This window comes from Rathayibacter sp. VKM Ac-2857, assembly GCF_013205025.1.
Classification (GTDB): Bacteria; Actinomycetota; Actinomycetes; order Actinomycetales; family Microbacteriaceae; genus Rathayibacter.
Genome location: NZ_JABMLE010000001.1, coordinates 1,465,212 through 1,490,596, shown reverse-complemented (window position 1 = coordinate 1,490,596; position 25,385 = coordinate 1,465,212). Strand labels below are relative to the sequence as shown.

Here is a 25,385-nt window from a genome sequence, read left to right as displayed (position 1 = left end):
GCGGATGCGCCCCGGGTCCGGAAGCGGCTGCTGATGTCGCCTCCCGCGGCACATCGCGGCCGGATGCGGCCGGGGCGACGGCTGACCGCCGCCGTGCTGGCCGCGGGGCTGGTCGGGGGCGCGGGCACGTCGCTGGCGGTGACCTCGTCGTTCCTCGCGCCGCTGTCCGCGTCGGCGGCCACGCACGGCGCAGGATTCGACCTGGGGCAGGGCTTCCTCGGCGCGTATCGCCACCCGGACGGGACACTGGCGTACTGCCTGCAGATCAAGGCGTCGATCCCGTACAGCCCGACGTCCGGTCCGTCGTTGAACAGCGACTGGAACTCCCTGTCCCCGGATCAGCTCGCGCGGCTCAGCTACGTCATGGACGTCCACGGGAACACGGAGGACGCGAACACCGCGGCGGCCGTCGCGCTGTACGTGTGGGACGTGGCGGACAACGCGGCCTACAACGGCAACGGCATGCCGGGCGATGTCTACTACAGCGCTCGCGCCGGCGGGAATCGTGACGCGGTGCTCGGGCTGCTGACGCAGTACCGGGCGGAGGCGGCCGGAGTGACGGCGGTGCAGCCGGGACGGACGGCCGGGTCGGCGTCGCTGAGCCTCGACATGGACACGAGCGCCGGCAAGGGGAGGGTCACCTCCCTGACCGACCCGCCCGGCCAATCGGGGACGGTGCGTCTGACGAACGCGGTGTTCGACGACACCGGGTCGGGGGAGTCGCCGATGAAGGGCGGGGAGTCGCGGACGTTCCGCGTCGCCCCGAGCACCGGCGCGACCGTCACCGTCGAGGCGCGCTCGGACGAGATCCGGGTGCCGGGCGCCTCCGGCTACGTCGGGAACATCACGACCTGGGCTCCGGGCGTGACCTCCGAGCAGTGGACGGCGTCGAAGGGGCAGAAGATCGACGGCTCGTTCACGATCGCCGCCGCCACGGCGGCGTCCGCGCCGATCCCGAACCTGTTCTCGCCGATCGGATCGACGCAGGTCTCGACGCGGCGCGTGGAGGCCGGGACGCAGGCGACCGACACGGTGACGGCGGGAGTCGCGCCAGGGTCGGGGGAGTGGCGCGCCCTCGACGGTGCGCCGGTCCCCGTGGTCTACCGGGGCACGCTCCACGGCCCGTACGACGAGCAGCCGGCGCCGTCCGGCACCGTGCCGGCCGACGCGCCCGTCGCCGGGAGCGTCGAGCTGACGGCGACCGGCCCGGGAACGTACACGTCCCCGGGGATCACGGTCCCCTCGGCCGGGTTCTACACGTGGGTCTGGCGGGTCGAGGAGGCGTCGCAGCCGGATCGCGTGAAGCCGTTCCTCCCCGACGGCTACGCCTGGGCGGACGGCTTCGGCCTGGTCGCGGAGACGCACCTCTCGCCGACGATCGTCGCCGCCGCGACTCAGGTCACGGACGAGGAGATCCCGGTCACCGCGACCTCCACGGACACTCTCACGGTGCAGGACACCGGGGCGTGGCTGAAGAAGGACGGGACGAGCGTCCCCGTCACCTTCACGGGGACCGCCTACTGGGTCCCCGGCACGGGAGCGGTCCCGGCGACGAGACCTGAGAGCGCGACGGTCCTGACGACCTCGAGCATCGTCGCCACCGGACCCGGGACGTACACGTCCGACCCTGCGACCGCGCCGGCGGACTCCGCCGGCCACATCGTCTGGGTGTGGTCCACCACCGAGACGCTGTTCACCACGGGCTGGGCGGACGGCTGGAACACGAGGGGCGAGGTCGTGCGCGTCACGACTCCCCAGGTGCGCACGAAGGCGACTCCCTCCGTGCCGCTCTCGGACACCGCGAAGGACGAGGCGGTCGTCGACGGCGAGGTGCCGGAGGGTGCCGTGATCACCTTCGAGGCGTACCGGCAGACGGGGGACAGGGCCTCCTGCACCGTCGATTCCCGCGTGTACGACGGCTCGACGTCGCCCGTCCCGGTCGCCGCGGGGAGGAACGAGAAGAAGTCGTACTGGTCCAGCGAGGTCCGCTTCACCGAGCCCGGGACCTATCACTGGGTGGAGACGCTGCGCACGAAGGGCGGGAAGGTCCTCCACCGCGGGCAGTGCGGAGTGCCGGGGGAGACCACGAGGGTGACCGTGCCCGAGGTGTCGTCGAAGGCTCAGGCCGACAGTGCGCTCCACGAGGGGGCGACCGACGACGCGATCGTCACCGGGGTCACTCCGAAGGGCGCCTACCTCACGTGGAAGGCCTACCGGGCCGCTCCCGGCACCGGCCCCTCCGCCGCGGTCGGGCAGCCGGTCTGCGACGCGTCGACACTGGCGGCCGATACCGCCGACCGTCCGGTCGTCGTCGAGAAGGCCGGCACGTACACCTCGCCCGCGATCGTGTTCACCGCCCCCGGCGCCGTCCACTGGGTGGAGGAGCTGCACTCCTACGACGGCAGGATCCTCACCCGGGGCGAGTGCGGAGCGCCCGGCGAGACGACCACGGTGCACACCCCCGACGTGCACACGAAGGCCACCGCGGCGGTGCAGGTGGGCGACTCGGTGCGGGACGAGGCCGTCGTGAACGGCTACGTCCCGGCGGGCGCGGTGATCACGTTCGAGGCGTTCAGGAGGAGCGGCGACCAGGCCGTGTGCACGGCGTCGAACCGCGTCTACGACGGCTCGGACGGTCCGGTCGCCACGACCGCCGGTCTGAACGAGAACGTCTCGTACTGGTCCGCAGAGACACGGTTCGCCGAGCCCGGCAGCTACTACTGGGTCGAGACGCTCGCCACGAAGGACGGGACGGTCCTCCATCGCGGGGAGTGCGGCGCGCCGGGGGAGACGACCGTCGTCTCGCCGAAGCCGGTCGTCCCGACGGTCAGCACGACGCTGGCCGACACCGGCGGTGATCCCGGCCCGTGGATCGGCGGCGGCCTGACCGCCCTCGTCCTCGGTCTCGGCAGCGCCCTGCTCGCCCGGCGTCGCCGCCCCTCGCCGCAGGAGTAGCCCCGCAGGCCCTGCACGCTGGTCCGGTAGCCCCGCAGGCCCTGCATGCTGGTCGAGTAGCCCCGCAGGGGCGTATCGAGACCCGCCGTCCCCGACAGGGCGGTCTGCAGACTCGTCTTCTGACGCGAGTGGATCTCGATACGCCCGCTCAGCGGGCTACTCGATCAGCATGATTCGCGAGCGGACCCGAATCGGGCCCCGCACGTCCGACGGGCCCCGTGACGCGTCCAGTCGCCCGCCCCTGCCTGCTGGTCGAGCAGCCAGAAGGGGCGTATCGAGCCTCTGCTGGTCGAGTAGCCCCGCAGGGGCGTATCGAGACCCGCCGGCGTCAGCAGGGCGGGTCTGCAGACTCGACTTCTGACGCTGGTGGAACTCGATAAGCCCGCTGCGCGGGCTACTCGATCAGCATGGCCTTCCCCATACGTACTAGGTGATCTTTCTGAGGAGACCCGCCGCCGTCAGCAGGACAGGTCTGCAGGCTCGTCCGCCGCCGGCTCCTCGATCAGCACGCAAGCCGCGGCGTCGGTGGTCGGGGTTAGCGTGCGGGGGTGGCGGAGGCGATCGGGCGGTGGTGGGAGCGGCGACGGTTCTCGCGAGGGGTCGACGTCCCGTATCCGGTGGGGACGTACCGGGAGGCCTGGGCGTCGTTCCCGGTTCTCGTGCTGCAGTACCGGCCCGAGTACAACGGCGGGATCGTGCTCAGCCAGATCCCGCCCGCGGCCGACGTCTACCTGTGCTGGCTGTGCGACGCGGGGCACGTCTTCGTCGCGACACCCGAGGAGCAGCGGCACCGGCCGGGGCGGGAGCGGCGGCGGTCGTCCTGGTGCCCGGACTGCGCGGCGCTCGCGAAGCCGCGGACGCCGCGGCCTGCGATCGAGCCGGTGCGCGAACGTCCGCCGGCCCCGGCGGCCGAGCTCGCTCCTGAGCGCCCGCCCCGTCCCGCACGCACGCCGCCGCAGCCGCGCACACCGCGGATCTGCACCAAGACCCCGCTGCTCCCACCCGGCGAGCCGTTCGTGAGCGCCTGCGCGCCTCCGCCCGCGTCGGCGGTCGAGGCGCGGCTGCGGGCGCTGCTCGCCGAGCGGCTCGAGTTCGAACCGGGCTTCACCGCGGTCCGGCTGAGCCGGCCGTTCTTCGAGCACCTGGAGGCGTGGCCCGACATCGTGCTGAGCGAGCTGCGGGTCGCGATCGAGTACGACTCCACCGGGCGGCACGGGCTCGAGCACGTGGGACACCGCGAGGAGGCGGACCGGCGGAAGGACCGCGCGCTGCGGTCGGTCGGCTGGGAGGTGGTCCGTGTGCGGACCGGTCGTCTCCCTCCGCTCGGGCCGAACGACGTTCTCGCGTCGGGCGTCTCGGCGGGACTCGTCGACCGGCTGCTCGATCAGCTGCGCGAGATCCGCGGGCCGCTGCTCGTCGACGCCTGGGCGCGCTGAGTCCGCTCTCCCGCGATCACCGCGTCACGACGTCCGCAGGGCGAGTGCCTCGCTGCACCAGCGCCGGTGCAGGGCCCACGGGTCGGGCTCGCCCGCGCGCACCGTCTCGATGTGCCGGTCGAGGGCGGGACTGCGGGTGAACCACTCGGTCCGCTCCAGCCGCTCGGCGGCGAACTGCCCGTGGCGGTGCTGCTCGAGCGGCCGCCCGCTGCGCTCGAAGGCCAGCAGCTCCTCGTGCCGCAGCCGGTGCAGGCGCTGCCGGGGGTTGCCGCTGGTGCCGATCTTGATCCGCCCGGCGAAGCGGATGTAGTAGACGACGTCGACCCGTGGGGGCGGCAGCTCGCCGTCGGGTGCGTCGCCGAACCGCCACTCGCAGGCGGCGCAGAGCCGGCCCGACGGATACCGGACTCCCAGCCGCGAGCCGCAGACGAGGCACGGCGAGGGGAGGGCGTCGACGACGCCGTCCTCGCGCGCCACCCAGTCGTGCGCGAGCCCGAGGTGCGCGCTGCAGAGCGCGATCGGCGCGCCCGGCTCGGCGGCCGAGCGGCAGCCGTCGAGCGCGCAGACCGGGGCGGGGACTGCGGCGGAGGACATGCTCCGACCGTACGCACGACCCCCGACATCCGCGCCGGGGGGCGTGTCCGCTCGGTTCAATGTCGGGTCGGCTCAGTGTCCGCTCGGCTCCGTGGCGGCTCCGCTCGGTCGCGGCTCAGCTCAGCCGGTCGACCAGCTCGGACGCCAGCCCGGTGTAGCCGGCGGGGGTCAGCGCGAGCAGCCGGGCCTTCGCCGCCTCGCCGATGTCGAGGCCGTCGACGAAGACCGCAAGGTCCTCGGCGCCGAGGCGCTTGCCGCGGGTCAGGTCCTTCAGCATCGCGTAGGGGTCGGTGATCGAGGAGCGGCCGGCGACGACCTCGGCGCGGATGACCGTCTGGATCGCCTCCGCGAGCACCTCCCAGTTGGTGTCGAGGTCGGCGGCGAGGGCGCGCGGGTCCAGGTCGATCTCGAGCAGACCGCGCGCGATGTTGTCCAGCGCGAGCAGGGAGTGGCCGAAGGCGACGCCGATGTTGCGCTGGGTCGTCGAGTCGGTGAGGTCGCGCTGCAGCCGCGAGGTGACCAGGGTCTGCGCGAGCGAGTCGAGCAGGGCGCTGGAGAGCTCGAGGTTGGCCTCCGCGTTCTCGAACCGAATCGGATTGATCTTGTGCGGCATCGTCGACGAGCCGGTCGCGCCGGCCTGCGGGATCTGACGGAAGTAGCCGAGCGAGATGTAGGTCCACACGTCGGTGCAGATGTTGTGCAGGATGCGGTTCGCGTGCGCGGCCTTGCCGTAGAGCTCGGCCTGCCAGTCGTGCGACTCGATCTGGGTGGTCAGCGGGTTGAAGACGAGGCCGAGGGAGCCGACGAACTCCGCCGAGAGGGCGGCCCAGTCGGTGTCGGGGTCGGCGGCGAGGTGCGCGGCGAAGGTGCCGGTCGCGCCGCTGAACTTGCCGAGGTACTCGGTCGCCTCGATCTGCGCGACGACCCGCTCGAGCCGGAACGCGTAGACCGCGAACTCCTTGCCCATCGTGGTGGGCGTCGCGGGCTGGCCGTGGGTGCGGCTGAGCATCGACTCGTCGCGGTAGCGGACGGCGAGCTCGCGCAGGGACGCGACGACCGAGCGCAGCTTCGGCAGCCAGACGTCCTCGACCGCACGGCGGACGACGAGCGCGTAGGAGAGGTTGTTGATGTCCTCGCTGGTCGCGGCGAAGTGGGTGAGCTCGGCGATGCGGTCCAGGCCCAGCTCGGCGAGCCACTGGCGCACGAGGTACTCGACGGCCTTCACGTCGTGGCGGGTGACGGCCTCGAGCTCGGCGAGGCGATCGATCTCGGGCTGCCCGAAGTCGCGGGCGCGGCGGCGGAGCTCCTCGGCGGCGGCGGCCTCGACCGGCTCGGAGCCGAAGAGGCGGCGATCGGTGAGGGCGAGCAGCCACTCCACCTCGACGTGCACGCGGGCGCGGTTCAGCCCGGCCTCCGACAGGTGCTCGCCGAGCGGGGAGACGGCGGCGCTGTAGCGGCCGTCGAGCGGGCTGAGCGGCTGGGGAGGGAGCGAGGTCATGCGGTGGTGCCTTCCGGTTCTCGGTGGTCCCGCGCGGTCTGGAGGCTCGAGCGCGAGTCGGTGCGGACCGTGCGGTTGCCGCGCAGTCCCGGTTCGATCTGGGCGAAGAGCGCCCGGCACGCGCGCTCGATGAGCGCGAGCACCGAGTCGAACGCCGCCGCATCGGAATAGTAGGGGTCGGGGACGTCGCCCTGCGGGGAGAGGCCCGGCTCGAAGGCGAGCAGGCGCCGGATCTTCTGCCGGTCGACGTCGGTGCGGGCCCAGGAGCGCAGCGCCCGCTCGTGGCCGTGGTCGAGTGCGACGACGAGGTCGAACTCCTCGAAGAGCGCCGGGTCGAAGAGGCGCGCGCGGTGCGGGGCGCCGTCGAGTCCGCGGCGCTCGAGCGCGTCGAGGGCGCGGCGGTCGGCGTGCTCGCCGAGGTGCCACTCGCCGGTGCCCGCCGAGGTGATCTCGATGACCGAGCCGAGGCCGGCCTGCTCGGCGAGGGAGCGCAGCACCACCTCCGCCATCGGCGATCGGCAGATGTTGCCGGTGCAGACGAAGCACACGGCGAACGCCGACGGCGCGGAGGAGGGGGTCACCCGCCCATCATGGCGCACCGCGGGTCCTCCCCAGCCGGTCGATTCCCGACCTCTCCACCGATCCGGCGGAGGCCCGCCCGCCGCCGTCCGCGGTGCTCGAGGCTGGCCGCGGGCGACGAGAGGAAGGGAGGTGGCGGATGGGCGTCGAGGTGAGTGCGGTGGGTGCGGCGGGTGCGGCCGCGCCGTGGCCGAGGGCGGAGACGGCGGCGCTCGCCGAGCGGATCGGGGTGCTGCGCGGGGAGGCGGGCGGCATCCTCCCCGACGCCGACTGGGAGGGGCCGGCGGCGCGGCGCTACGCCGACCGGGCGGCCGCGCTGCTCGCCGGGCTCGCGACGGCGGAGGGGGCGGCGCAGGGGCTCGCGGCGGGGGCGGGCGGATGAGGGCGCCCACGCCGGTGCGGGTCGAGACGGAGGAGCTCGAGGAGCGCCGCAGGGTGCTCGGGTGGCTCGCGGCGGAGCTGGGGGAGTGCGCAGCCCTCGGCGACGGGCTCGTCCCGGCGGTGCTGGTCGCGGCGCCGGGGCGGGCGGGCGAGCCGACCGTGCTGGCCGACCGGCTCCGCGCCCTCGAGGCCGACGCGGTGGCGCTCCGCGACGCGCTCGGGGCGGCTGGGGCGGGGTACGAGCGGGCGGAGGAGGCCGCGGCGCCCGACGTCCTGTCGGTCCTCGGTCCCGAGGGGGCCGTCGGCGTCTTCGAACGCCGGGCGGGCGAGTCCCTCGCGCGGCGGCTCCCCGGCGCGGTGGAGGACGCGGCGGTGCTGGTCCGGGCGGTCGCCGACGCCGCGTTCGGCTCGGTCTCGGCGGCGGCGCGGGCTCTCAGGGGGGACGAGAGCGCCCGGGCCGACCTGGCGGAGGAGGGGGAGGACCTGGTCCGCGCCCTTCTCGGGGACCCGCTGGTGATCGAGGGGATGCGCGGGCTGATCTCCTGGATCGGCCTCGGCACCGAGATCGGGGTGCTGCTGCTCCCGCCGCCGCTCGCCGAGGCGGTGGGGCGGCCGCCGTCCGAGCAGGTGATCGGCAGCGGGGTGCAGTCGGCGGCGGGGGCGCTCGTCGTCCTCGGGACGCTGTTCGGCGTGCTGCCGGCGCCGGGGGAGCGGGAGCTGCGGGTGGAGCGGGTGGCGCCGCCGGTCGACCCGGTCGCCGCGCCGTCGGGCTGGGGCGAGCTCGCCGCGCGGATCCCGCCGAGCGATCCCGACGGCCCGCAGGTGGTGATCGAGCGCTACGGCGAGGAGTGGCTGGTCACCGTCACTGGCACGACCGACTGGAGCGCCGATCCGGAGCAGGCGTTCGGGGCCGTCTCCAACCTGCAGGTCATGGGCGGGCAGCGGGCGGCCTCGGTCGAGGGCGTGCTCGCGGCGATGGCGGCGGCGGGGGTCCCGCCCGGCGCGCCCGTGACGATGGCCGCTCACTCGCAGGGCGGGCTGGTCGCGCTCCGGGTGGCGCAGTCCGGGCGCTACGACGTGCACGACGTCGTCACCTTCGGCAGTCCGGCGCGCGGACTCGACCTGCCGGACGGGACGCACTCGCTCTCGATCGAGCACTCCGACGATCTCGTGCCGGCGCTCGGCGGCTTCGGCAGGACGGCGGCGGAGGAGCCGGGGGTCGTCGTGGTCGAGCGCGACTCGCCGGAGGGCACACCGCGGGACAGCCCCGTCCCCGCGCACGCCCTCGACGCCTACGTCGCCACCGGGCGCGCCCTCGACGCGGCGGCCGATCCGCGGCTCGCGGCGGCGGGGGCGGCGCTCTTCCCGCTCTGGCGGGGAGCGCCGGACGCGCGGGTCGCGGCCCGGCTGACGACCGTGCCGGTCAGTCCCTGCGGCGATCGCGGGCGAACGGGCGGAGCAGCAGCCCGATGAACCCGTTCACGATCGCGAGCACGAGGGCGCCGAGGACGCCCCACCAGAAGCCGTCCACGACCAGGCCGAAGCCGAAGGGGCCGCTGATCCAGGCCGTCAGCAGCAGGAGCAGGCCGTTCACCAGGAAGGAGACGAGACCCAGCGTCAGCACGTACAGCGGGAAGGCCACCACGCGGACGAACCCGCCGACCACGGAGTTGACCACGCCGAAGATCACGGCGACCAGGAGGTACGTGAGCACCGCGGCGGTCGGTCCCTCCTCGTACGGATCGACGCGGACGCCCGAGACGACGAGCGTGGTCAACCAGAGGGCGAGGGCGTTGGTGGCCAGGCCGAGGAGGAGTCTGCGCATGCCTCCACTCTGTCGCCTCGGTCTCCGGCGCAGCGCGCGGCCCCGCGGCCCGCCCGGCCGCCGCCCGAATAGCATGGGCCGGTGACCGACCAGCAGGAGCCACCCGTCCGCCTCCGCCCCGAGATCCTCGCTCTGCCGGCCTACCGCCAGGGCCGCGCGGCCTCCGCCGACGCGTTCAAGCTCTCCTCCAACGAGAACCCGTTCGACCCGCTGCCCTCCGTGCTCGAGCGGGTGCAGGCGATCACCGACTTCAACCGCTACCCGGACGCCGCGGCCACGGCGCTGCGGACGGCGCTCGCCGCGAGCTACGGGGTCGGGATCGACGAGGTCATCGTCGGAGCGGGCTCCGTCGCCGTCATCGCCCAGCTGATCACCGCCGCCGCGGGCCCGGGCGACGAGGTCGTGCACGCCTGGCGCTCCTTCGAGGCGTACCCCTCCCTCATCACCACCGCCGGGGCGACCGGCATCCGCGTGCCGCTGCGCCCCGACGACACGCACGACCTCGACGCGATGGCGCAGGCGATCACCGAGCGCACCCGACTGGTGATCGTCTGCAGCCCGAACAACCCCACCGGGACCGTCGCCACCGCGGACGACGTCGCCGCCTTCCTCGAGCGGGTGCCGGCCGACGTCCTCGTCCTGCTCGACGAGGCCTACGCCGAGTTCGTCGGCGACGAGCGCGCGGTCGACGGTGCGACCCTCCTCGGCCGCCACCCCAACCTCGTCGTCGCCCGCACCTTCTCCAAGGCGTACGGGCTCGCGGGCCTGCGCGTCGGCTACGCGATCGGCCACCCGCGGATCCTCGACGCGGCCCGCTCGACCGCCATCCCGCTCTCGGTCACCCGCTTCGCGGAGACCGCGGCGGTCGCCTCGCTCGAGCACCGCGAGGAGCTGCTCGAGCGCGTCGGCCGCATCGCGCAGCTGCGCGACCACCTCTGGCAGGCGCTGCTCGACCAGGGCTGGACCATCCCGAAGTCCGAGGCGAACTTCCTCTGGTTCGACACCCGCGAGGAGACGGAAGCGGCCGCGGCGGTCTTCGAGCGGGCCGGCGTGGTCGTCCGCGCCTTCCCGCCCGAGGGCATCCGGGTGTCCGTCGGCGAGGCGAGTTCTGTCGACAAGCTCCTCACTGCGGCGGCGGAGATTGTGGGGACCCTCCCGAAGGGGCATCCCGCGAGGCGGATAGGTTAGTCGGGTGGCAGCCACCAGCGAGACGCCGACGGTCCAGTTCCTCACCGCGGACGGCCGGTTCGCGCCGACCCCCGCGGCCGAGCAGTACGCCCCCCTCCTCGACGGGATCGACGAGGCGCAGCACCGCTCCTTCTACCGCGAGATGGCGGTCGTGCGCCGGTTCGACATCGAGGCGGCGAATCTGCAGCGGCAGGGCCAGCTCGGTCTCTGGGTGCCCAGCCACGGGCAGGAGGCGGCGCAGGTCGGCTCCGCGTTCGCGCTGCGCCCGCAGGACCACGTCTTCCCCTCCTACCGCGAGCACGTCGTCGCCAAGGTCCGCGGCGTCGACCTGCTCCGCGTCCTCGCGCTCCTGCGCGGCGTGACGCACGGCGGCTGGGACCCGGCCGACCCCGCGCACGGCAACTTCCACCTCTACACCCTTGTCCTCGGCTCGCAGGCGCTGCACGCGACCGGCTACGCGATGGGCCTCACCTTCGACGGCGCCACCGGCACGGGCGACCCCGAGAAGGACGCGGCGGTCATCGTCTACTTCGGCGACGGCGCCTCCAGCCAGGGCGACGTCAGCGAGGCGATGGTCTTCGCCGCGAGCTACCAGACGCCCGAGGTGTTCTTCCTGCAGAACAACCACTACGCGATCTCGGTGCCCGTCGCCACGCAGTCGCGCAGCCCGCTCTACCTGCGCTCCTCCGGCTTCGGCATCCCCGGCGTGCAGATCGACGGCAACGACGTGCTCGCGAGCTACGCCGTCACCGCGAAGCACCTCGCCGACGCCCGCTCCGGCGGCGGACCCCAGTTCATCGAGGCGCTGACCTACCGCATCGGCGCGCACACCTCGAGCGACGACCCCACGAAGTACCGGACCGACGACGAGCTCGCCTCGTGGGTCGCGAAGGACCCGATCACCCGCTTCGCCGCGTACCTGCGCGGCCTCGGCGCCCCGCAGTCGTTCTTCGACGAGGTCGACGAGGAGGCGAAGGACTTCGCCGCCGACATCCGGCAGCGCCTGCTCGCGCTCGAGGCGCCGCCCGTCGACGTGATGTTCGACCACGTGTACTCGGAGCCGCACCAGCCGGTGGCGGAGCAGAAGGCGTGGCTCCAGGGCTACGAGGAATCGCTGGGAGGCGACCCGCGATGACGATCGACACGAGCACCACCGTCCAGCCGCCGCTGAGCGACACGCAGCTGGAGTCCATGTCGATGGCGAAGGCGCTCAACGCCGGGCTCCGTCGCGCGATGACCGAGAACGACCGCGTCCTGCTGATGGGCGAGGACATCGGCCCCCTCGGCGGTGTCTTCCGCATCACCGAGGGCCTGCACGCCGAGTTCGGGCCGCAGCGCGTGCTCGACACCCCGCTCGCCGAGTCCGGCATCGTCGGCACGGCGATCGGCCTGGCGATGCGCGGCTTCCGCCCCGTCTGCGAGATCCAGTTCGACGGCTTCATCTACCCGGCCTTCGACCAGATCACCTCGCAGCTCGCGAAGATGACCAACCGGCACGAGGGCGCGCTCACCATGCCCGTCGTCATCCGGGTGCCCTACGGCGGGCACATCGGAGCGGTCGAGCACCACCAGGAGAGCAACGAGGCCTACTTCGCGCACACCGCGGGCCTCCGCGCGGTCAGCCCGTCGACCCCGAACGACGCCTACTGGATGATCCAGGAGGCCATCGCCTCGGACGACCCGGTGATGTTCTTCGAGCCCAAGAGCCGCTACTGGCCCAAGGGCGACGTCGACCTCCGCGCCTCCGCCGCTCCGCTGCACGCGACCCGCGTCGTGCGCCAGGGCGACGAGGTCACCGTCGTGGGCTGGGGGCCGATGGTCTCCGTGCTGCTCCAGGCCGCCGAGCTCGCCGGCGAAGAGGGGACGAGCGTCGAGGTCGTCGACCTGCGCTCGCTCTCGCCGATCGACTGGGAGCCGCTGCTCGCGTCGGTCCGCAAGACCGGCCGGCTCGTGGTCGCCCAGGAGGCGTCCGCGAACGTGAGCCTCGGCTCCGAGATCGCCGCGACCGTCACCGAGAAGGCGTTCTACTCGCTCGAGGCGCCGGTGCTCCGGGTCGCGGGCTTCGACACGCCCTTCCCGCCCGCCAAGGTCGAGAAGCTCTTCCTCCCCGACGTCGACCGCGTGCTCGAGGCCGTCGACCGCTCGCTCGCGTACTGAGCAGTCCCCGCCCCACCGCGCCTCGACGCGCCCCCTTCCTCATGAACGACCGGCACAGCCAGGAGTCCCGACGATGACAGAGCACTTCCTCCTCCCCGACGTCGGCGAGGGCCTCACCGAGGCCGAGATCGTCTCCTGGCGGGTCAAGGTCGGCGACGAGGTGACCGTCAACCAGGTCCTCGTCGAGATCGAGACCGCCAAGTCGCTCGTCGAGCTGCCCTCGCCGTTCAGCGGCACCGTCGTCGACGTCCTCGTCGACGAGGGCCAGACGGTCGACGTCGGCACGCCGATCATCACCGTCCAGGGTGCCGGCTCGGCCGGATCCGAGATTCCGGCGATGCCCGCGCAGCCGGCGACCACCGCGCCGCCCGCCCCCTCCACGACCGAGCCCGGCGAGGGCTCGGGCGCCGCGCTCGTCGGCTACGGCACCGCCGGGGGCCACGTCGCCACCCGTCGTCGCCGCCCCGCCGCGGGTGCCGCTCCGGAGAAGCCGGCCCGCCCGGCCGCGCCGCCGCGCCCAACCTCGGTCCCCGCCTCCTCGGCGCTGCCGGTCATCGCGAAGCCGCCGATCCGCAAGCTCGCGAAGGACCTCGACGTCGACCTGCTCGAGGTGCAGGCCACCGGCCTCGCCGGCGAGGTCACCCGCGACGACGTCATCCGCCACGCCTCCCAGGCCAGCGTCTTCCGCAACATCCAGACCCCCGCCTGGGGCGACTCCCGCGAGGACCGCATCCCGGTCCGCGGCGTCCGCAAGGCGATCGCGTCAGCCATGTCGCGCAGCGCCTTCACCGCGCCGCACGTCAGCGTCTTCGTCGACGTCGACGCGACCCGCACGATGGAGTTCGTCAAGCGCCTGAAGAACTCGCCCGACTTCGCCGGCGTCAAGGTCTCGCCGCTGCTGATCATGGCCAAGGCCATCATCTGGGCGGTGCGGAGGAACCCCACCGTCAACTCCGCCTGGACCGACACCGACATCCTCGTCCGCCACTACGTGAACCTCGGCATCGCGGCGGCCACCCCGCGCGGCCTGCTCGTCCCCAACGTCAAGGACGCCCAGTCGATGAGCCTCCTCGAGCTCGCCCAGGCCCTCGAGAAGCTCACCCTCGACGCCCGCGACGGCAAGACCTCCGCCGCCGACATGCAGAACGGCACCATCACCATCACGAACATCGGCGTGTTCGGCATGGACACCGGCACCCCGATCCTCAACCCCGGCGAGGTCGCGATCATCGCCCTCGGCACGATCAAGCAGAAGCCCTGGGTCGTCGACGGCGAGGTCCGCCCCCGCTTCGTCACCACCGTCGGCGGCTCCTTCGACCACCGCGTCGTCGACGGCGACGTCGTCAGCCGCTTCGTCGCCGACGTCGCGAGCGTGCTGGAGGAGCCGGCGCTGCTGCTCGATTAGAGCGGATTCCTCCTTCGTCGTCATCCGCTCCGCGGTCGGCTGGGGAGGGTGGGAGCGTTCCATAGAGCGTGTCGCGTACCAGTACGACGAATCGCTGGCACGCGATTCGCCGGTGACCTCGGCCTTGCGCGGGGAGTGGCGGGCTCGGACTTGTGGGCTCCGCTTCGCGGTCGCGGTTTCCGCGGGGCGGCCATCCATGCCGGTCGAGTAGCCGCGGAGCGCCCTTTCATGCTGGTCGAGCCCGGAGCGGCCTTTCCATGCTGGTCGAGTAGCCGCGGAGCGGCGTATCGAGACCCACGTGCTCCGTGCGGGCGGATCTCGATACGCGCCCTGCGGGCGCTACTCGATCAGCATGCAGGGGCGTGCTCGTTCTTGTGGGCTGCGCTTCGCGGTCGCGGTCTTCGCGGAGCGGCCCTTTCATGCTGGTCGAGTAGCCGCGCAGCGGCGTATCGAGACCCACCTGGCAAGGGACGGCGGTCGCAAGCCGACGCGGTGCAGGCCGCCGGTCAGCGCGGGGTCGGGTCGAAGGAGTGCAGGGCGAGGGCGGTGCTCAGGAGGGTGCTCGCGGCGGCGCCGCGGACGCTGGTGCCTGGGAGTCGAGGGGCGGGCTGGTCACGGCGGCGCCGAGGCGGCCGGGGGCGGAGAGGACGATGGCGCCGGAGACGCTGGACTTGGCGGGGATGCCGACGGCGCGCATCCAGCGGCCGGAGCCGTCGTAGACGCCGCAGGTGGCCATCACGGAGACGACGTCCCGGGCGACGCGGACCGGCACCACGCGCTCGCCGGTCACCGGGTTCACGCCGCCGAGGGCGAGGGTCGCGCCCATCACCGCGAGCGCCTCGGCGTCGACGAGGACGGCGCAGGCGCGGGCGTAGGCGGCGACCGCGTCGTCGGCGCCGAGCCGAAGCGTGCCCTCCGCGCGCATGAGGTGGGCGAGGGCGTGGTTGCGGTCGCCGAGCAGGTGCTCGTTGGAGGCGACGCTCTCGTCGACGTCGAGCTGTCGGCCGGCGAAGGCCGAGAGGCCGCGGAGGATGCGGGCGCTCCGGCCGTCCGCGTCGCCGCCGTCGACGAGGGCGGCGGTCAGCAGGGCGCCCGCGTTGACCATCGGGTTCGGCGGTCGGCCGGTGCCGCTCTCGAGCTTCAGGGCGTCGAAGGCTTCGCCGGTCGGCTCGATGCCGACGCGGTCGAGTGCGTCGCCGTCAGTGTCGAGGAGCGCGAGCGCGAAGAGGAACGGCTTCACCGCCGACTGGATGCTGAACGGCACGTCGGCCTGCGCACTCGAGCGCACGGTGCCGTCCGGCAGTGCGAGCGCGATCGCGCACAGCCCCGGATCGGCCGCGGCCAGCTCCGGGATGCTGTCGTCCACCTCCCCGCCGCGTTCCTCCAGAACGCGCCCCCGCAGCTCGTCGAGGTCGAAGTCCTGAGGAGAAGCCATCCCCCCACCCTGCCACCCCGCGCGCCCGCCCTGCTCCCTCCCGCGAGATGCCACTTGTGCACGCGACACGCCGAGAGAAGCGTGCACAAGTGGCATCTCGCGGAGGGGGAGGGGTGCGCGGGTCAGCCGAGGATGCGGCGGACGGCCTCGCGGACGACGGCGTCGTCGGCCGGCTCCTCGTCGAGGGCGCGGTGGATGGTGAGGCCCTCCATCAGGGCGTCGAGCATGCGGGCGGTCGTCGGGTCGACGTGCCGCTCGAGGGCGGCGCGGGAGCGGGCCATCCAGCTGTGCGTGATGCTGCGGTACTCGGGGCGCCGGGCGGCGAGGGTGTAGAGCTCGTGGGTGATCACGAGCTCGCGGCGGCTGCCGAAGATGTCCTGCAGGACGACGTCGACGACGGCCTCGCGCGCCTCGTCGGGGGTGCGGGCCTCGGTCATCCGCCGCAGGGTCTGCTCGGCGACGGAGTCGGCGAAGCGGGTGAACGCCTCGTGCAGCAGCTCGTCCATCCCGGCGAAGTGGTAGCTCATCGAGCCCAGCGGCACGTCGGCGGCGGCGGCCACGCGGCGGTGCGAGGTGCCGGCGACGCCCTGCTCCGCGATCACGTCGAGGCAGGCGTCGATGATGCGGTCGCGGCGGTGCGGGTCGGTGCGGCGCGGGCTTCGCGCGGCGGAAGCGGGCTCGCTCACTCCGTGACGCTCCGGATCACGCGCGCCGGGTTGCCCACCGCGACCACGCCGGCCGGGATGTCGCGGGTGACCACGGCGCCCGCTCCGATCACGCTGTCGTCGCCGATGCTCACGCCGGGGCAGACGATGACCCCGCCGCCGAGCCAGACGTTGTCGCCGATCGTGATCGGCAGCGCGGCCTCGAGCTTGGCGCGGCGCGGGCCGGGCTCGACGGGGTGCGTCGGCGTCAGCAGCTGCACGTTCGGGCCGATCTGGCAGTCGGCGCCGATGGTGATCGCCGCGACGTCGAGCGCGGTGAGGTGGTAGTTGACGAACGTGCGCGGTCCGATCGTGATGTTCTCGCCGTAGTCGACGAACAGCGGCGGCTTCACGAAGGCGTCCTCGCCGAGCGAGCCGAGCAGCTCCTCCAGCAGCGGGCGCGCGGCCGCCTCGTCGGCGATCGCGGCGCGGTGGTAGGCGTCGGCGAGCCGCACCGCGCGCTGGGCGAGCCGGATGCTCTCGGGGTCGTCGGCGATGTAGAGGTCACCCGCGAGCATCCGCTCGCGGTTGCTGCGGTCGTCGCCGGCGAAGTGGTCGGCGACGTGGTCGGTGCTGTCCATGTGCACGATCGTACACAGCACGTGTACGGTCGTACGCATGTCCACCGCCCTCGCGCCGCCGTCTCCCGAGTCGAGACGCGCCCGCACCGCCGTCGCCGCGCTCTTCCTCACCAACGGTGCGCTCTTCGCCAACCTCGTGCCGCGCTTCCCCGAGATCAAGGCCGACCTGGCGCTCGACAACGCGGCCTACGGAGTCTCGATCGCCGCGTTCCCGGCCGGGGCGATCGTCGCCGGGCTCGCCGCGGCCGTCGTGATCCGCCGCCTCGGCAGCGGCCGGGCCGCCGTGCTGGGCACGATCCTCACCGCGGTCGGGACGGTGCTCGCCGGATTCTCGCCGTCGCTGCTGGTCTTCGCCGGCGCGCTCGCCTTCGCGGGCGCGACCGACGCCATCACCGACGTGGCGCAGAACACCCACGGCCTGCGGGTGCAGCGCCGCTACGGCCGCTCGATCATCAACTCCTTCCACGCGATCTGGTCGATCGGCGCGGTCCTCGGCGGCTCGATGGCGGCCGGGGCGATCGCGCTCGGCCTGCCCCGCGCGGTGCACCTGAGCATCTCGGGGGTGCTCTTCGCGGCCGTCTCGCTGACCGCGCTGCGCTTCCTCCTGCCGGGGCGCGACGACGAGACCACCGCCGAGTCGGCGGGCGCCGCGACGGCGATGCGGGTGCGGATCCGTCCGCGAGTGGTGCTGCTGCTCGCGGCCCTGGTCGCGGTGGCGATCGCGGGGACGCTCGTCGAGGACGCGGCGTCGACCTGGGCGGCGGTCTACCTCGGCGGCTCGCTCGGGGCGACGGCGGCCGTGGCGGCGTACGGGTTCGTTGCGCTGGTCGGCGCGCAGTTCGTCGGGCGGATCATCGGCGACCGGCTGGTCGACCGCTTCGGCCAGCGCACCGTGGTGCGGGTCGGCGGACTGATCGCGGCGCTCGGGATGGGCGCGGCGCTGGCGTTCCCGTCCGTTCCGGGCACGATCCTCGGCTTCGCGGCCGCCGGCTTCGGGCTCGCGACGACGGTCCCCGCGGCGATGCACGAGGCCGACGAGATCCGCGGGCTGCGCGCAGGCACCGGAGTGAAGATCGTCTCGTGGCTGATGCGGCTCGGCTTCCTGCTGTCGCCGCCGATCGTCGGGCTCGTGGCCGACGGCGCGGGACTGCGTGCGGGGCTCCTGGTGGTGCCGATCGCCGGAGTCGTCGCGGTGCTGCTCGCGGGGGTCCTCAGCCGGCGGCGCACGACGGGAGTCGCGTCGTGACCGGGCTCGAGGGAGTGACCGGGCTCGAGGCGGTGCTCTGGGACATGGACGGCACGATCGTCGACTCGGAGCCCGCGTGGGTGCGGGCGCAGGAGGTGCTCGCCGCGCGCTTCGGCCGCGAGTGGACGCACGCCGATGCGCTGGCGCTGATCGGGAGCACGATGGAGCAGACGGTGCGGGCGCTGCAGGCCGCCGGCGTCGCGCTGCCGGACGCGGAGGTGGAGGAGGCGCTCGAGCGCGACGTGCTCGCGGAGATGCGGCGGGGGCTGGTGTGGCGGCCGGGCGCGCGCGAGCTGCTGCGCGACGTTCACCGGGCGGGGGTGCGGCAGGCGATCGTGACGACGTCCTCGCGCGTGATGGCGCAGGTGGTCGTCGACGCGCTCGCGGCGGAGGTGCCGCTGGCGGCGCTCGTCACCGGCGACGACGTGTCGCGGGGCAAGCCGGATCCGGAGCCGTACCTGCTGGCCGCCGCGACGCTGGGCGTCGACATCGCGCGCTGCGTCGCGATCGAGGACTCGCCGACCGGGCTCGCGGCGGCCGTCGCGTCCGGGGCGTGCGCGATCGGAGTGCCGCACGACGCGGAGCTCGCGCCCGGCGCGGACCGCACGCTGTGGCCGACGCTCGCGGGGCGCGGAGTCGCGGACCTCGAGGCGCTGCTGCGCTGAGGTGCTCGCGGTGGGGGATCTCGATACGCCCGCTGCCCGGGCTACTCGATCAGCATGGAGCGGCCCGGCTGCGCGGGCTACTCGTCAGCATGAAAGCGGGCGTGCCTCGCGAGAGGTGCGGCGCATGATGCTGGTCGAGTAGCCGCGGAGCGGCGTAACGAGCGGCGAAGCCGCTTCGCGACTCGGTGGTCAGGGAAAGGACGCGGCTGCGCCGCGTCATGCTGGTCGAGTAGCCCCGCAGGGGCGTATCGAGACCCCCCCGTCACCAGCAGGACGGGTCTGCAGACTCAACGTCCTGACGGTGGTGGATCTCGATACGCCCGCTGCGCGGGCTACTCGATCAGCATGGGGAGCGCAGCTCTCCTCATCATGCTGGTCGAGTAGCCGCGGAGCGGCGTATCGAGACCCCGCGCCGCTACGCCGTCAGGGCGACCGCCGTCCAGGAGACCGGGGGGAGCGTCAGCGTCAGCACGCCGTCCGCCAGCACGGCGTCGACGGGCTTGAGGCCGACGCGGTTCTGGTCGTCCTTGGTGTTCTTGGCGTAGACGTCCTCGTCGAAGATCCCGACCGCCTCGGCGACGGTCGAGACGCCGAGGCCGCTGACGTCGACGGTCACCTCGAGGGCCTCGGTCGTCGAGCGGTTGACGAGGAAGATCGCCGCGCGGCCGTCGTCGAGGGTCGCGACGGAGTCGACGAGCGGCGCGTCGCCGTGGCGGGCGGTCGAGTACGACCCGACCTCGATCCGCGGCTTGAGCACCGAGCCCGAGGCGAGGCGCGCAGTGGTCGAGAACGGGAAGAACGTGGTCTGGCGCCACGCCGCTCCGCCGGGCTCGGTCATGATCGGCGCGATCACGTTGACCAGCTGCGCGAGCGACGCCGAGGTGACGCGGTCGGAGTTCTTCAGCAGCGTGATCATCAGGTTGCCGAGCACGACGGCGTCGGCCACGGAGTAGACGTCCTCCAGCAGGCGCGGAGCGTAGGCCCACTCGCGGGTGCTCTGGTCGCCCTCGGCGTCGGCCTTCTCCTTCTCGGTCCACTCCTGGAGGTACCAGACGTTCCACTCGTCGAAGGAGAGCTTGATGTCCTTGGTCTTGCGGAGCTTGTGCTTGACGTGGTCGACGGTCGCCGAGACGGTCGCGATGAAGAACTCCATCTCGACGGAGGAGGCGAGGAACGAGCCGAGGTCGCCGTCGTACTCCTGGTAGTAGGCGTGGCAGGAGACGTACTCGACGTCGTCGTAGGCGTGCTCGAGGACGACGCGCTCCCACTCGCCGAAGGTCGGCATCGACGAGCCGGAGGAGCCGCAGATCACGAGCTCGAGCGAGGGGTCGGCGATCTTGAGCGCCTTGGCGGTGCGGGAGGCGAGCTTGCCGTAGTCGTCGGCGTTCATGTGGCCGACCTGCCAGGGGCCGTCCATCTCGTTGCCGAGGCACCACATGCGGATGTCGTGCGGCTCCGGGGAGCCGTTGGCGATGCGCTGGTCGGCGAGGAACGTGCCGGCCTTGCCGTTCGCGTACTCGAGGACGTCGAGCGCCTCGAGGACGCCGCGGGTACCGAGGTTGACGGCGTACATGATCTCGCTGCCGGTCAGCTTCGCCCACTTGGCGAAGTCGTCCAGGCCGACCTCGTTGGTCTCGAGGGAGTGCCAGGCCAGGTCGCGGCGGCGCGGGCGGTCCTCGCGCGGGCCGACGCCGTCCTCCCAGCGGTAGCCCGAGACGAAGTTGCCGCCGGGGTAGCGGACGGTGGTCGAGCCGAGCTCCTTGACCAGCTCGACGACGTCCAGGCGGAAGCCGTCCTCGTTCGCGGTCGGGTGGCCGGGCTCGTAGATCCCGTCGTAGACGCAGCGGCCGAGGTGCTCGACGAACGAGCCGAACAGCCGCGGATTCACGGGGGCGACGACCGCGGCCGGGTCGAGGAAGACCCGAGCGGTCGCGGCAGTGGAGGTGGCGGAGGCGGTCGCGGAGGCGTCGGTCATGCGGGGCCCTTCCCAGGCGTCGGCGGGCTCCGGTCCGGGCCGGAGAGGGCGATCGTCGGCGATCGCCGCCCGTCGTTTCTAACGTTGTAGAAACGATGGTGCTGGCGGGAGCCGCGAGTGTCAAGACCGCTGCTCCCCGCCGCCGTCCAGTCGTCCTGTGCTCCACTGGGCGGGTGAACGCCTCCGACGCCTGCTCCGCGCTCGCCGACCGCGTCGACGCCCTCGCCGCGACCTCGCCGCGACCGCGGGCCCTCCTCGCCCGGGTCGCCCGCGAGGTCGCCGGCATCCGCCCGTGGCCGCTCGGGCTCCTCGACCTCGCCTCCGGCGGCAGCAACCGGATCCGCGGCCGCGGCTTCGCGCAGCCCTACGACGACGGCACCCGCGGCCAGGCCCGGCACTTCGCGGGCGTGGCCGGCGCGACGCTGCACCTCGGCGGCCCGCTCGCGCACCTGCTGATGCGCACGGCCGGCGGCGACCACCGCGGCACCGCGGACGACCGCCTCACCGGGCGCGCGGTCGAGTGGAGCCGGCTGCTGCGCCGCGGCGAGCTGCCGGTGGCGGAGGCCGGCGACTGGATCCGCCGCGAGATCTGCGCCTGCTGACCCGGTGCCTGCCGAGCCGGCGCCCCCGGGCACGGGGCCTGCTGACCCGGGGCCCGCTGACGCAGAGCCTCAGCCCGCCGTCGACTCCCGCGCGATCAGCGCGAACGCCGCCTCGCGCAGCTCCGGCGGCCCGGTCCGCGTCCCGTCGATCCTGGCTTGCAGCAGCTCGACCGCCGTCCGGGCGATCTCGTCGCGACCCGAGTCGATGCTGCTGAGGCTCGGCGACGCGTAGCGCGCCTCGTCGATGTCGTCGAAGCCGATCACCGCGACGTCCTGCGGCACGCGCACGCCGGCGTCCTGCAGCGCCCGCAGCGCGCCGAGGGCGAGGGTGTCGTTGAGCGCGAAGACCGCGTCGAAGGCGAGGCCGGAGTCGAGCAGGCGCCGCATCGCCTCCGCACCGCCCGAGCGCCGCCAGGGCCCGGCGCCGCCGGTCAGCCGGGCGTCGAAGGGGATCCCCGCGTCGGCGAGCGCCGCGCGGTAGCCCTCGAGCCGCAGCGACGCCGAGCTGACGCCGCCGCCGTCGTACGCGCCGAGCGCGAGGATGCGCCGCCGGCCGGCCGCGATCAGGTGCGCGGTCGCGGCGCGGGCGGCGGCGACGTTCTGCATTGTGACGTGGTCGACCCGGCCGGTGAAGATCCGCTCGCCGAGCAGCACGAGCGGGGAGTCGACGGCGAGCGCGTCCTCGTCGCCCTCGCCGAGGCCGAGCGGGCTGAAGAGCAGGCCGTCGGTGAGCCGGCGCCGCGCCCCGGTGAGCACGCTGCGCTCGCGGTCGGCGTCGCCGCCGGTCTGCTCGATCAGGACCGTCAGCCCGAGCGGATCGGCCGCGCGCATCACGCTGTCGGCGAGCTCGGCGAAGTAGGGGAGGCTCAGCTCGGGAAGCGCCAGGCCGATCACGCCGGTGCGGCCGCGGCGCAGGCTCCGCGCGGCCAGGTTCGGCCGGTAGCCGAGCGCGGTGATCGCCGCCTGCACGCGCTCCCGAGTGGCCGGCCGCACGTACGGGTAGTCGTTGATGACGTTCGAGACCGTCTTGATCGAGACGTCGGCGGCGCGGGCGACGTCGTGCAGCGTGACCGCCATGTCCCCTCCTCCGCTCGCTGCGCTCACCGTACAACGGGGCCGGGATCGCCCCCCGTGCCAGGCTGATGCGGACGAGAGGGGACGCGATGGACGCGCGCGAGCACGAGGTCCGCCGGCGGATGGACGCCCACGAGCTGTACGTCGACGCCGGCGAGGGCCTCGACGCGCTCGAGGAGGAGCGGATCCGCGGCAAGGAGCTCGCGCACGCGTACAACGCCACCGGCCCGCGCGAGGTCGACGAGCGCCGGCGCCTGCTGCACGAGCTGTTCGAGGCGGTCGGCGAGGGCGCCTGGGTCGAGCCGCCGCTGCACGTCGCCTACGGCAGCCGGGTCCGCCTCGGCGCGGACGTCTACGTGAACTTCGGGCTGACGCTCGTCGACGACGTCGAGGTGGTCATCGGCGACCGGGTGATGATCGCGCCGAACGTCACCATCAGCACCACCGGGCACCCCGTGCATCCGGAGCTGCGGCGCGACGGCACGCAGTTCTCGGCGCCGGTCGTGATCGAGGACGACGTCTGGATCGGCGCGGGCGCGATCCTGCTGCCGGGCGTGGTGATCGGCGCGGGCTCCGTGGTGGCCGCGGGCGCGGTCGTCACGGCGAGCGTGCCGCCGCTGGTCGTCGCGGGCGGCGTGCCGGCGCGGGTGCTGCGGCCGATCGGCGAGGCGGACCGCTCCTGGGAGTACCGGGCCCCGCGCACGCTCGACTGAGCCCGGGACGCCGACTGAGCCCGGGACGCCGACTGAGCCCGGGACGCCGGCTGAACTCGAGACGCCGGCTGAGCCCGGGACACAGGCCGGGCGGCGAGAGCGTCGGACCCGGCCGGTAGGCTCCGCGGGTGACACGCACCCGACTGGTCCTGCTCGACGTCGACGGCACGCTCCTGGACGAGGGCGTCGTCGCTCCGTCGGTGCGCGAGGCCGTCTCCGGCGCCCGGAGCAACGGCCACCTCGTCCTCGTCGCGACCGGCCGCTCGCGCCCCGAGATCCCGCAGCAGGTCCTCGACCTCGGCTTCGACGGGGTCGTCTCCGCGGCCGGCGGCTTCGTCGAGCTCGACGGCGTCCTGCTCGAGTCGCGCACGATGGCGCCCGAGGACGTCGAGGCGATCGCCGGCTTCTTCGAGGCGCACCGGATCGCCTACTCGCTGCAGTCGTTCGACGACGTCTACACGAGCGGAGGCGTCGGCGGCGGCTACGGCACCGTCCCGACCGAGGGCATCGCCAAGGCGACCTTCTTCGGCGAGGACGGCAGCGCCTTCGCCCTCGTCCGCGAGGGCCTCGGCGAGCGCTTCCACGTGATCACCGGGACGATCCCGTCTCTCGGCGACGCCGGCGGCGAGGTCAGCGTCCGCGGCGTGGACAAGGGCAGCGCGCTCGTGCGCCTGGCCGAGCGGCTCGGCCACCCGCTGGCCGACACGATCGCGATCGGCGACAGCTCGAACGACGTCGAGATGCTGGCGGCCGCGGGCCTCGGCATCGCGATGGGCAACGCCTCAGCCGCGGCCCTCGCCGCCGCCGACGAGGTCACGACCTCCGTCGGCGAGGACGGCGTCCTGGCGGCCTTCCGGCGGCACGGCCTGATCTGACCCCGGCCGTGCCGCGGCCGATCAGGTGTACCAGCTCGGCTCCGGCACCTCGTCGAGCAGCGTGTAGACGCCGACCTCGCGGCGCTTGTACGGCAGCGGGTCGTGCAGCGAGTGCGTCCGCAGATTGCGCCAGTAGAGGTCGAGGCCGACCGAGCTCGAGGAGGCGCGGGCGCCGGTCAGCTCGAAGACGCGGGTGGCCGCGGCGAGGCCGTCCTCGACGATCCGCGCCTTCGCGGCCGCGATCCGCACGGCGATCTCGCCGCGGCGGCGCGGGGTCAGCTCCTCGCGCGGCGCGTGCAGCGCGGTCGAGAGGGCGGCGCCGGTCGCGTCGATCAGCGCCTCGTCCGCCCACAGGCGCGACTGCAGATCGCCGTAGCCCTCGAGGATGTACCACTCCTCGTTCGCCCGGGCCTTGTCGTCGCCGCCGTACGGCCACGCCCGCGTCGACTCGCGGGTGTACTGCGCGGCCCGCTCGAGTGCGCCCTGCGCGATGCCGAGGTAGAACTCGGCGAACACCTGCTGGATGGTCGGCACGTTGAGGGTGTTGTAGACCAGCGGCTGGAACACCCGGTCGACGAAGCCCGCCGCCGCGGCCCACGGCACGCGCACCCCGCGGATCTCGACCGAGCCCGACTCGGTGAGGCGCTGCCCGAGGCTGTTCCAGTCGCGGCCGAAGACGATGCCGTCCTGGGCGGTCGGCACGATCGCGAAGACGTGCGTGTCCGTCCCCTCGAGGACGCCCTCGAGCACGGTCAGGTCGCTGACGACTCCGCCGGTCGAGAACGACTTGCGACCGGTGAAGACCAGCTCGTCGCCCTCCTCGCGGATCGTGAGATCGGAGTCGCGCGGATTGACCGCGCCGCCGTAGAGGAGGTTCCCCTCGGTCGCCTGCCGCTCGACCGCCGCGATCTGCTCGGGCGTGCCGACCAGCCGCGCCGCCCAGGCCCAGAGGTAGTGGTAGCCGAGCAGCTGGCCGATCGAGCCGTCGGCGCGGGCGATCGTGCGGATCACGCGGAGCGCGACGGTCCACTCCTGACCGCCGCCGCCGTGCTCGACGGGGCCGAGCAGGGTCACCAGGCCGGCGCTCTTGAGCAGCGCGACCTCGGCGAAGGGTGCCGCGCCCGCGCGGTCCCGCTCGAGGGCGTCGACGGCGAGGACGGCGGCGGCCTCCTCGGCGCGGGCGATCCACTCGGCGGGAGTGGCGGGTCGCGGGGTGCTCGACCAGCGGTCGGCCAGTGGCGGCCGGTCGGTCGCGGACGGCCGATCGGTGGAGGACGGGCTGTCGAGGGTCGGGGACGGTGCGGTGGTGCTCACGGTGGTTCCTCTCCGGATGCGGCGATCGCGGACGGTGCGGCGATCGCGGGGTGGTGCGGCGACTGTGGCAGCCGGGAGCGGCCGCCCGCGGAATGCGACGACCCGTGACCGCTCGTGACGCCGGACGACGCGACGACGACGACGGGTCGCGGACTGACTTTGACAATCGTTATCAATAGTCGC

General features: G+C 73.6%; 23 protein-coding genes. 13 read left to right on the top strand and 10 right to left on the bottom strand.

Features of this window, described 5'->3' with window-relative positions; genetic code table 11:
• The first annotated feature begins 33 nt into the window (after positions 1-33).
• Both HQQ86_RS06980 and HQQ86_RS06975 read left to right on the top strand, forming a co-directional pair.
• Entirely contained in the window at positions 34-2,955 is a 2,922-nt protein-coding gene (locus HQQ86_RS06980) for a hypothetical protein (RefSeq protein WP_173287342.1), read from the top strand.
• 548 nt (positions 2,956-3,503) lie between these two features.
• Positions 3,504-4,391 (top strand): hypothetical protein, encoded by an 888-nt coding sequence (locus HQQ86_RS06975; protein WP_367948567.1) that lies wholly within the window; start codon positions 3,504-3,506, stop codon positions 4,389-4,391.
• 24 nt (positions 4,392-4,415) lie between these two features.
• Here HQQ86_RS06975 and HQQ86_RS06970 read toward each other — a convergent pair whose 3' ends face one another.
• From HQQ86_RS06970 to HQQ86_RS06960, 3 genes are all read right to left on the bottom strand, one after another.
• Positions 4,416-4,985: a GIY-YIG nuclease family protein gene (locus tag HQQ86_RS06970; RefSeq protein ID WP_173287341.1), complete on the bottom strand. Its 570-nt coding sequence runs from the start codon at positions 4,983-4,985 to the stop codon at positions 4,416-4,418.
• 115 nt (positions 4,986-5,100) lie between these two features.
• Entirely contained in the window at positions 5,101-6,483 is a 1,383-nt protein-coding gene (gene purB / locus HQQ86_RS06965; protein WP_173287340.1) for an adenylosuccinate lyase, read from the bottom strand.
• Positions 6,480-7,064 carry a low molecular weight protein-tyrosine-phosphatase gene (locus HQQ86_RS06960; RefSeq protein WP_367948566.1) on the bottom strand — a complete coding sequence of 195 codons (585 nt, stop codon included), beginning with the start codon at positions 7,062-7,064 and terminating at the stop codon, positions 6,480-6,482. The genes purB and HQQ86_RS06960 overlap by 4 nt, the downstream gene beginning before the upstream one ends.
• 137 nt (positions 7,065-7,201) lie before the next feature.
• On the opposite strand from HQQ86_RS06960, the gene HQQ86_RS06955 reads away from it, so the two are divergent.
• The gene (locus tag HQQ86_RS06955; RefSeq protein ID WP_173287339.1) at positions 7,202-7,444 is read left to right on the top strand and encodes a hypothetical protein; all 243 of its coding nucleotides are present in this window, start codon (positions 7,202-7,204) and stop codon (positions 7,442-7,444) included.
• Complete coding sequence (locus tag HQQ86_RS06950) at positions 7,441-8,916, top strand: alpha/beta hydrolase (protein ID WP_173287338.1); 1,476 nt, start codon at positions 7,441-7,443, stop codon at positions 8,914-8,916. The genes HQQ86_RS06955 and HQQ86_RS06950 overlap by 4 nt, the downstream gene beginning before the upstream one ends.
• Here HQQ86_RS06950 and HQQ86_RS06945 read toward each other — a convergent pair.
• The gene (locus HQQ86_RS06945) at positions 8,867-9,268 is read right to left on the bottom strand and encodes a phage holin family protein (protein WP_173287337.1); all 402 of its coding nucleotides are present in this window, start codon (positions 9,266-9,268) and stop codon (positions 8,867-8,869) included. The genes HQQ86_RS06950 and HQQ86_RS06945 overlap by 50 nt on opposite strands.
• A gap of 81 nt (positions 9,269-9,349) precedes the next feature.
• Here HQQ86_RS06945 and hisC point away from each other — a divergent pair, with 81 nt between their 5' ends.
• The 4 genes from hisC to HQQ86_RS06925 all read left to right on the top strand — a co-directional run bounded on the left by hisC (position 9,350) and on the right by HQQ86_RS06925 (position 14,018).
• Positions 9,350-10,456: a histidinol-phosphate transaminase gene (hisC, locus tag HQQ86_RS06940; RefSeq protein WP_173287336.1), complete on the top strand. Its 1,107-nt coding sequence runs from the start codon at positions 9,350-9,352 to the stop codon at positions 10,454-10,456.
• A gap of 4 nt (positions 10,457-10,460) precedes the next feature.
• Positions 10,461-11,591, top strand: a complete 1,131-nt coding sequence (locus HQQ86_RS06935; RefSeq protein ID WP_173287335.1) for a thiamine pyrophosphate-dependent dehydrogenase E1 component subunit alpha — start codon at positions 10,461-10,463, stop codon at positions 11,589-11,591.
• Positions 11,588-12,613 (top strand): alpha-ketoacid dehydrogenase subunit beta, encoded by a 1,026-nt coding sequence (locus HQQ86_RS06930; RefSeq protein WP_173287334.1) that lies wholly within the window; start codon positions 11,588-11,590, stop codon positions 12,611-12,613. The genes HQQ86_RS06935 and HQQ86_RS06930 overlap by 4 nt, the downstream gene beginning before the upstream one ends.
• 73 nt (positions 12,614-12,686) lie before the next feature.
• Positions 12,687-14,018, top strand: coding sequence for a dihydrolipoamide acetyltransferase family protein (locus HQQ86_RS06925; protein ID WP_173287333.1), 1,332 nt, complete (start codon positions 12,687-12,689; stop codon positions 14,016-14,018).
• 550 nt (positions 14,019-14,568) lie between these two features.
• On the opposite strand, the gene HQQ86_RS06920 is transcribed toward HQQ86_RS06925, so the two are convergent.
• From HQQ86_RS06920 to HQQ86_RS06910, 3 genes are all read right to left on the bottom strand, one after another.
• Positions 14,569-15,453, bottom strand: a complete 885-nt coding sequence (locus HQQ86_RS06920; protein ID WP_254071792.1) for a glutaminase — start codon at positions 15,451-15,453, stop codon at positions 14,569-14,571.
• A gap of 122 nt (positions 15,454-15,575) precedes the next feature.
• Entirely contained in the window at positions 15,576-16,139 is a 564-nt protein-coding gene (locus HQQ86_RS06915) for a TetR family transcriptional regulator (RefSeq protein ID WP_173287332.1), read from the bottom strand.
• On the bottom strand, positions 16,136-16,738 hold the full coding sequence (locus HQQ86_RS06910) for a sugar O-acetyltransferase (protein WP_173287331.1): 603 nt from the start codon (positions 16,736-16,738) through the stop codon (positions 16,136-16,138). The genes HQQ86_RS06915 and HQQ86_RS06910 overlap by 4 nt, the downstream gene beginning before the upstream one ends.
• 37 nt (positions 16,739-16,775) lie before the next feature.
• Here HQQ86_RS06910 and HQQ86_RS06905 point away from each other — a divergent pair, with 37 nt between their 5' ends.
• Both HQQ86_RS06905 and HQQ86_RS06900 read left to right on the top strand, forming a co-directional pair.
• Positions 16,776-17,984, top strand: a complete 1,209-nt coding sequence (locus HQQ86_RS06905; protein WP_173287330.1) for an MFS transporter — start codon at positions 16,776-16,778, stop codon at positions 17,982-17,984.
• The gene (locus tag HQQ86_RS06900; protein WP_367948565.1) at positions 17,981-18,649 is read left to right on the top strand and encodes an HAD family hydrolase; all 669 of its coding nucleotides are present in this window, start codon (positions 17,981-17,983) and stop codon (positions 18,647-18,649) included. The genes HQQ86_RS06905 and HQQ86_RS06900 overlap by 4 nt, the downstream gene beginning before the upstream one ends.
• Before the next feature lie 415 nt (positions 18,650-19,064).
• Here HQQ86_RS06900 and HQQ86_RS06895 read toward each other — a convergent pair whose 3' ends face one another.
• Positions 19,065-20,624, bottom strand: coding sequence for an alpha-N-arabinofuranosidase (locus tag HQQ86_RS06895; RefSeq protein WP_173287329.1), 1,560 nt, complete (start codon positions 20,622-20,624; stop codon positions 19,065-19,067).
• A 173-nt stretch (positions 20,625-20,797) separates the two neighbouring features.
• Between HQQ86_RS06895 and HQQ86_RS06890 the strand changes: the two genes are divergently transcribed.
• Positions 20,798-21,226, top strand: coding sequence for a hypothetical protein (locus HQQ86_RS06890; protein WP_173287328.1), 429 nt, complete (start codon positions 20,798-20,800; stop codon positions 21,224-21,226).
• 69 nt (positions 21,227-21,295) lie between these two features.
• On the opposite strand, the gene HQQ86_RS06885 is transcribed toward HQQ86_RS06890, so the two are convergent.
• On the bottom strand, positions 21,296-22,303 hold the full coding sequence (locus tag HQQ86_RS06885; protein ID WP_173287327.1) for a LacI family DNA-binding transcriptional regulator: 1,008 nt from the start codon (positions 22,301-22,303) through the stop codon (positions 21,296-21,298).
• A gap of 86 nt (positions 22,304-22,389) precedes the next feature.
• On the opposite strand from HQQ86_RS06885, the gene HQQ86_RS06880 reads away from it, so the two are divergent.
• Entirely contained in the window at positions 22,390-23,013 is a 624-nt protein-coding gene (locus HQQ86_RS06880) for a DapH/DapD/GlmU-related protein (protein ID WP_173287326.1), read from the top strand.
• 128 nt (positions 23,014-23,141) lie between these two features.
• Positions 23,142-23,888 carry an HAD family hydrolase gene (locus HQQ86_RS06875; RefSeq protein WP_173287325.1) on the top strand — a complete coding sequence of 249 codons (747 nt, stop codon included), beginning with the start codon at positions 23,142-23,144 and terminating at the stop codon, positions 23,886-23,888.
• Positions 23,889-23,909: 21 nt separating this feature from the next.
• On the opposite strand, the gene HQQ86_RS06870 is transcribed toward HQQ86_RS06875, so the two are convergent.
• Positions 23,910-25,202 carry an acyl-CoA dehydrogenase family protein gene (locus HQQ86_RS06870; RefSeq protein WP_367948564.1) on the bottom strand — a complete coding sequence of 431 codons (1,293 nt, stop codon included), beginning with the start codon at positions 25,200-25,202 and terminating at the stop codon, positions 23,910-23,912.
• Positions 25,203-25,385 lie beyond the last annotated feature (183 nt).

Coding starts and splice junctions, on each gene's coding strand:
- HQQ86_RS06905 (WP_173287330.1), top strand. CDS start 16,776: ATGTCCACCGCCCTCGCGCCGCCGTCTCCCGAGTCGAGACGCGCCCGC.
- HQQ86_RS06910 (WP_173287331.1), bottom strand. CDS start 16,738: ATGGACAGCACCGACCACGTCGCCGACCACTTCGCCGGCGACGACCGC.
- HQQ86_RS06970 (WP_173287341.1), bottom strand. CDS start 4,985: ATGTCCTCCGCCGCAGTCCCCGCCCCGGTCTGCGCGCTCGACGGCTGC.
- HQQ86_RS06950 (WP_173287338.1), top strand. CDS start 7,441: ATGAGGGCGCCCACGCCGGTGCGGGTCGAGACGGAGGAGCTCGAGGAG.
- HQQ86_RS06980 (WP_173287342.1), top strand. CDS start 34: ATGTCGCCTCCCGCGGCACATCGCGGCCGGATGCGGCCGGGGCGACGG.
- HQQ86_RS06955 (WP_173287339.1), top strand. CDS start 7,202: ATGGGCGTCGAGGTGAGTGCGGTGGGTGCGGCGGGTGCGGCCGCGCCG.
- HQQ86_RS06925 (WP_173287333.1), top strand. CDS start 12,687: ATGACAGAGCACTTCCTCCTCCCCGACGTCGGCGAGGGCCTCACCGAG.
- HQQ86_RS06945 (WP_173287337.1), bottom strand. CDS start 9,268: ATGCGCAGACTCCTCCTCGGCCTGGCCACCAACGCCCTCGCCCTCTGG.
- HQQ86_RS06880 (WP_173287326.1), top strand. CDS start 22,390: ATGGACGCGCGCGAGCACGAGGTCCGCCGGCGGATGGACGCCCACGAG.
- HQQ86_RS06920 (WP_254071792.1), bottom strand. CDS start 15,453: ATGGCTTCTCCTCAGGACTTCGACCTCGACGAGCTGCGGGGGCGCGTT.
- HQQ86_RS06895 (WP_173287329.1), bottom strand. CDS start 20,624: ATGACCGACGCCTCCGCGACCGCCTCCGCCACCTCCACTGCCGCGACC.
- HQQ86_RS06885 (WP_173287327.1), bottom strand. CDS start 22,303: ATGGCGGTCACGCTGCACGACGTCGCCCGCGCCGCCGACGTCTCGATC.
- HQQ86_RS06930 (WP_173287334.1), top strand. CDS start 11,588: ATGACGATCGACACGAGCACCACCGTCCAGCCGCCGCTGAGCGACACG.
- purB (WP_173287340.1), bottom strand. CDS start 6,483: ATGACCTCGCTCCCTCCCCAGCCGCTCAGCCCGCTCGACGGCCGCTAC.